Annotated in this window: 1 pseudogene; it reads left to right on the plus strand. The window is 62.8% G+C overall.

The features are described from left to right. Positions 1-63 precede the first annotated feature (63 nt). Positions 64-484, plus strand: a pseudogene (locus IMZ11_RS43900) (MFS transporter); the annotation flags it as partial.

A 484-nucleotide genomic window follows, 5' to 3' on the forward strand; every position in this document is an offset into this window, starting at 1 on the left:
CCCCAGCACAATTCGGCGGCAGCAGCAGAGAAGACGTCCGTTGTCGACGGCTGGCGTAGTGTCTTGGCGAACCGGTCGTTCGTGTGTTTTGCCGTGGCGATGATCGGCTCGTACGTTCTGAACTTTCAGGTTTATCTGGCCTTGCCGCTACACGCGGCCGCTATCGCACCCAATCACTCCGCGGCGCTAGTTGCCGCTGTGTTCGTAGTATCTGCCGTTGTAGCGGTGGGTGGGCAGCTGCGCTTGACCCGTTGGTTTGCCCGACGGTGGGGCAACGGGCGGTCACTGGTCGTCGGAATGTCCATCTTGGCGGCATCGTTTGTGCCGCTGGTTGTCGTTCCCAACGCCAGCCGGTTCGGTACAACCGGAGCGGTTGTTGCGCTCCTCGCGGCCGCGGCGTTGTTGGCGGTCGGGTCAGCGGCAGTATTCCCATTTGAGATGGACACGGTCGTATCGCTGGCCAGCGGCCGACTCGTGGCGACTC

This window comes from Microtetraspora sp. AC03309, assembly GCF_020826795.1.
Lineage (GTDB): Bacteria > Actinomycetota > Actinomycetes > Streptosporangiales > Streptosporangiaceae > Microtetraspora > Microtetraspora glauca.